Source organism: Streptomyces sp. NPDC088732 (assembly GCF_044751205.1).
GTDB lineage: Bacteria > Actinomycetota > Actinomycetes > Streptomycetales > Streptomycetaceae > Actinacidiphila.
On record NZ_JBIVLI010000057.1, the window covers coordinates 1 to 5,408 of the forward strand.

General features: G+C 65.3%; 3 protein-coding genes and 2 pseudogenes. 4 read left to right on the plus strand and 1 reads right to left on the minus strand.

Annotation, left to right across the window (positions count from 1 at the left end; all coding sequences use genetic code 11):
* Positions 1 to 117 precede the first annotated feature (117 nt).
* Positions 118 to 1,287: an XdhC family protein gene (locus ACIP9H_RS42165; protein ID WP_401598034.1), complete on the plus strand. Its 1,170-nt coding sequence runs from the start codon at positions 118 to 120 to the stop codon at positions 1,285 to 1,287.
* Between the two features lie 503 nt (positions 1,288 to 1,790).
* Here the strand turns inward: ACIP9H_RS42165 and ACIP9H_RS42170 are convergent.
* Positions 1,791 to 2,149 (minus strand): annotated as a pseudogene (locus tag ACIP9H_RS42170) (transposase family protein); the annotation flags it as partial.
* A 516-nt stretch (positions 2,150 to 2,665) separates the two neighbouring features.
* Here ACIP9H_RS42170 and ACIP9H_RS42175 point away from each other — a divergent pair.
* The 3 genes and pseudogenes from ACIP9H_RS42175 to ACIP9H_RS42185 all read left to right on the plus strand — a co-directional run.
* Entirely contained in the window at positions 2,666 to 3,661 is a 996-nt protein-coding gene (locus tag ACIP9H_RS42175) for a hypothetical protein (RefSeq protein ID WP_401964248.1), read from the plus strand.
* Between the two features lie 243 nt (positions 3,662 to 3,904).
* The gene (locus ACIP9H_RS42180) at positions 3,905 to 4,279 is read left to right on the plus strand and encodes a transposase family protein (protein WP_401598042.1); all 375 of its coding nucleotides are present in this window, start codon (positions 3,905 to 3,907) and stop codon (positions 4,277 to 4,279) included.
* A gap of 115 nt (positions 4,280 to 4,394) precedes the next feature.
* Positions 4,395 to 5,317: pseudogene (locus ACIP9H_RS42185) on the plus strand (IS110 family transposase); the annotation flags it as partial.
* Positions 5,318 to 5,408 lie beyond the last annotated feature (91 nt).

The following is a 5,408-nucleotide window of genomic DNA, read 5'->3' on the forward strand; positions in this document are numbered from 1 at the left end:
CCGCTCGACCCGGACGGCGCCCAGGAGACGGCCGTGGAGCCGGAGCCCGAGCCCGCGGCGTAACCCCGCACGCCACAACGCCGGTGGGCGCGTACAGCATCAGATTCAAGGAGGGACATGCTGGACATCGCTGGGGAGTTGCACCGCTGGGTCGAGCAGGGACATGACTTCGCCGTCGCAACGGTGGCCGCGGTAAGCGGAAGCGCACCCCGTGCGCCCGGTGCCGCTCTCGCGGTGAACGACGAGGGAGCGGCCATCGGCTCGGTCTCCGGCGGATGCGTGGAGGGCGCGGTGTACGAGCTGTGCCGGCAGGCTCTGCAAGACGGGGAGCCCGTCATGGAGCGTTTCGGCTACAGCGATGACGACGCATTCGCCGTCGGTCTGACCTGCGGAGGTGTGGTCGACATCATCGTTACGCCGGTCCGTGCCGGTGATCCAGGACGAGAGATGATCACAGCCGTCCTGTCGGCCGTCTGCGCGGGTGAGCCGGTTGCTCTGGCCCGCGTCGTCGACGGACCTGCCGAGCTGATCAGCCGTGGGTTGGGGGTCCGGTCCGACGGCCTGTTCGAGGGAACTCTGAGCGACCAGGAGCCGTTGGCCTGCGCGGTGGCGGCGGAGGCGCGGTCCATGTTGAATGCGGGACGCACCGGAACTGTTGTGGTGGGGGAGGACGGATCCTCCTGCGGTCAGCCACTTACGCTATTGGTGGAGTCCAGCACTCCGCCCCCACACCTGATCGTCTTCGGTGCCATTGACTTCGCGGCCGCCCTGGTCCGGCTGGGTAAATACCTCGGCTACCGCGTCACCATATGCGACGCGCGGCCGGTGTTCGCTACCAAGGAGCGTTTCCCGGACGCCGACGACGTCGTCGTCGACTGGCCGCACCGGTACTTGGAGACCACTCATGTCGACCACCGGACAGTGCTATGCGTTCTCACGCATGATGCGAAGTTCGATATCCCGCTTCTCAAGCGCGCGCTGAGGTTGCCGGTCGCGTACGTGGGCGCCATGGGATCCCGGCGCACGCATGAAGAGCGAATGCGGCGCCTGCGCGAAGCTGGCGTCACCGTAGACGAGTTAAGCCGATTGCGTTCGCCTATCGGTCTGGATATCGGCGCGCGCACGCCGGAGGAGACCGCCCTGTCGATCGTCGCCGAATTCGTCGCGGACAGGCAGGGTGGCTCGGGGCTGCCGTTGACGAGTACCCGCGCTCCGATTCACCGAGACACGGCAGATGTCTCCGCTCGCACCGTGCTCCAGCGGCCTGAACCGTTCCGGGTTCGATAGAGACTCGATCGTTTGAGAGGATCGAGTCATGGCACGTTCTTCCCGCTTGAGCTGTGCCGTCGTGCGGTGCGGATGGCTGCCGAGGTCCGGCCCAACCACGAGAGCGAGTGGGCCGCGATGAAAGCGGTCGCCCAGAAGTTGGGCATCGGCACGACCGAGACGCTGCGCAAGTGGGTCCGCCAGGACGAGATCGATGCCAGCACCCGGCCGGGGATGGCAACGAAGGAGTCCGCGCAGGTCAAGGCGATGCAGTCCTTGGGTGCATGCGTCCTGCCAGGCCCAGCGCCATCGATGCACCGAGCGCACACTGCCCCGTAAGTCCTTGGCGAACTTCTGCGTTGCAGGCCCCCGCGGCAAAGCGCCCGGCGGCCTCCACCCGGATCCGATTGCGAAACGCCTGCCGTTCAGGCGTCAGCCCATCACCCTGCAGATACCTCATACAACCGGCACACCGCAACGATCAAGTCACCTCAGCCATCACGACATCACCGCTCGAATGTCGGCAACCCTTTGACCACGACCGTGACCTGCCTGGTCAGCCGGGCGGTGTGTCGCTCGTATCGCTCCAGCACCCCGCGCACCTGTTCGCGGAAGGTGTGGCGACAGCCTCGCGTCGGACACGCCAGACGCCACACCCGTACACGGAGCACCACCCGTCGCCCGTCGACCGGAACGACGGCCACCGTCCGCCAGTGATAACCGTGCACCCGTCCCGACGAGGCCCCGCACACCTGGTAGACCGCGGTGTCCGGAGCCGTCCAAGACCGCGTCACGATCGCTCACACTCGTCGGCCGCATCCTCCATAATCAGCGGGGACAGACCCGAAAAGACCAACTGCACAGACCCGTTGACATCCACCACGTGAAGGTCAACGACCCTTACAACACTCCGTCAACACTGCATGTGAGACGGGACCTCATTGGATAGACCTATCACCGGCAGCAGTCGTGGGGGAACTCCGGGTGGGTGAGCGAGACTCCCCGCAATGCACCTCACGAGTTCTCACAAGTCTGCGAGAAGCGTACGCATCGTCGGCCCGCACTCGCTGGGGGCCGGGTGCGGGGCTCCGGCCCCGAGCTGGGGTACGCGGACGCACTCCAGGACGGCCTCGAACTGTGGGGAGTCCCCGCGCTGCCCAGCGATGAGCACGGTCCAAGTCCCTGCCGCGGAACCTGGACCGAGAACGGGGCCACACCAAACCTCGCACAGCGGCTATATTGTTGCTCGCGCACGCACTCAGTAGGTAGGTCTGTGTGTCGCTGCCGGTCCGGCCGGCATCCAGCACGGCGGTGCGGTTCCTCGGGGCGTAGGGGAAAACGAGTGATAGCGAAGCCACCCCGCAGGGAGCAGTCCCCAACATCAGCAGGAGGAGATTCAATGAAGTTGTTCCTTAAGCGGCTGAGGCTGCCTATCGTGGCTGCCGCCACAGCTGGCACTCTCGTTCTGGCCACCACCCCGGCCTTCGCCAACCTCCCGGGAGAAGACGCCGGGTGGAGCAACGAGATGGTGGATGGGCAGGCCATCGGCTGGCTTCGATACAGTCCCGCCGAGGCCTACACCAGCGGTAACGACCACCTAGCGGCGCTCGTCGGAGGCGACGGCAGAATCTTTACGTCCCTCAACAATGGGCCCGTCCGGGAGGTGCTTGCGGGTGCTCGGACCATCGCCCCGGTGGTCGTGACACAGTATGGCGAAAACGACTTCGCGTTGTTTCATACCGGAACGGACGGCCGCATTTACTGGACCACGATCAGCGCTACCACCCATGACACTCTTGGGCAATGGCGTGTCGTCCCCAACCAGGAAACCGGCGTAGAGAACTCCGTGTCCGTCGTGACGCTCGGGTCCGGGCGTAACCATTTCTACATGGTCTACCGAGGTGGCGACACAGGTAGGATCATGGGCACGTACTGGGACGGCTCGCAGTGGTCGGTTCATAATGTTATAGGTGGGGGCAGCAACTCTTACACCGCCCCGGCCATAGCGGTCAACGGCAGTCGCCTGTATGCGGCACATCGGGGGGTGGACAACCGGGTCTACATTGCCCACCAGGTGGTGGGGAGCGGAGATTGGAGCTCGTGGCGGGATATCGGTGGCGCTATTCACTCGCAGCTTTCTATAGCCTCCTTGCAGAACGGGCACATGCTGGTAGCTGGTGACGCTGAGGACGGCACGGTCTGGTATCACCGCCTGAGTTGGGACGGATACACTCTGAACAACGGCTACTGGGAGCAGGAGAGCCAGCACGTGCATATACAAGGTCAGGGCCCCAGCCTTGTGTCTAACGGTCAGCACAGCACGATCTACCTTCTCGCTCTCGTCGCCACCGACGCCGCAAATGCGCTTATGTGGAAGAGGGCATACCGCGAATAATGCGACGGCTTAGGTTCTCCACCCAGAGAGCCGACTATCATAAGCTGCACTACTGTTAGTGTGCTGCGCCAGTGGTTGATCGGTAGTTGTTGTGTGACTCCTGCTGCTGGTGCGTCTGTTCCTCGTCGGGGCCCGAAGCTAGAGCCGTTGCTGTTGTCCGCAGGAGTAATTGTCAAACCTGTGAGTGAGTGAGCCCTTTCAGCGGGGCAGCCGATCGGGTGACGGCCGACTGGCCGGCGACCCGTGCGGAACGGACGAGGCTCCCTGGCGGTTGAGCGATGTCTGACGCCTCAACTCTTCGGCCGGGGAGCCTCGTTGGTTACGTATCCTGGATCGCGGCCGGTTTCCGGATCAGCATCGGCACCGCCCACGCATACGTGCACGCAGGCCTACCTCGGCGCCGGCGGCACCTTCGCCACGCCGACCCGACGCCCACCCCGCAAGGAGCTCACCGCCCGGCAAAGATCGCTGAACCGGGCGCACGCCCGGCTTCGGTATCCCGCCGAATCTGGCATGGCCACCCTCAAGCGCTGGCGCCTCTTCCGTCACGCCCGGTGCAGTCCCAACCGCCTGTCGTCAGCAGGCAAAGCCATCCTCACCCTGGAGAAGCAACGCTGAAAAGGCTCCCTACCTTATTCGTGGGCTTCATCCTGGTCATTCGTAGGATTGGGAGGCCCAGGGGTTTCGGGTGTGGCTCAAAAGGCTCATGCCGAAGTGAGGGAGGGAGACGCCGGTGCCCGAGTTGTGGGCGGGGACGGATGCGGGAAAGGCTGAACACCAAGCACGGTGATCGATGGGGACGGGGCGAAGGTCCTGGCGCGGCAGGTGCCGAACGACGAGCACGAGCTGCTGGAACTGATGAGTGACGTGCTGGACCTGGCCGACGGCCACCCGGTGACGTGGGCGGTCGACTTGAACGCCGGCGGGGCCGCGCTATTGATCGCGCTGCTTACTGGACACGGGCAGCGACTCCTCTACATCCCGGGCAGGACGGTGCATCACGCCTCCGGTTCCTACCGCGGTGACGGGAAGACCGACGCGAAGGACGCCTACGTCATTGCAGACCAGGCCCGAATGCGCCGTGACCTGCAGCCTTTGCAGGAGTGGGACGAGATCGCGATCGACCTGCGGATCCTCACCGCCCGCCGCTACGACCTCACCGCCGACCGCACCAGAGCGATCAACCGGCTCCGAGCCCAGATCCTGGAGTACTTCCCCGCTCTGGAACGTGCCTTCGACTACAGCACCTCCAAGGCCGCACTCGTCCTGCTGACGGGTTACCAGACCCCAGCGGCGCTGCGCCGCATCGGCCAGTCACGGCTGGCGAGTTGACTGTCGAACCGCAAGGTCCGCAGCGCGCCGGCAGTGGCGGCGGTCGCCGTCGAGGCGGCACAGGCTCAGCACACGGCGGTTCCCGGCGAGAGGACGGCGGCCGCCATGGTGCACACCCTCGCGCGGGCGGTGATGGCCCTGGACGGAGAGATCGCTCGCACCGACGCAGCGATCGAGGCCCGGTTCCGCAAGCACCAGCACGCTGAGGTCATTACCAGCATGCCCGGCATCGGCACCCTGCTCGGCGCCGAGTTCATCGCCTGCACCGGCGGGGACATGGAGGCCTTCGGCAGCCCCGGCCGTCTCGCCGGTGTCGCCGGACTAGTACTGCAACGGTCTTTGCCGTGACGGGTGGGCAGCGGGCTCGTTGAGGTGGGCATGGGGTGGGATGTGGTGCTGTCTGATGCGAGCCGGT

What these genes read in the sequence shown, in the direction of transcription:
- ACIP9H_RS42175 (WP_401964248.1), top strand. Translation starts at nt 2,666, where the DNA reads ATGAAGTTGTTCCTTAAGCGGCTGAGGCTGCCTATCGTGGCTGCCGCC.
- ACIP9H_RS42165 (WP_401598034.1), top strand. Translation starts at nt 118, where the DNA reads ATGCTGGACATCGCTGGGGAGTTGCACCGCTGGGTCGAGCAGGGACAT.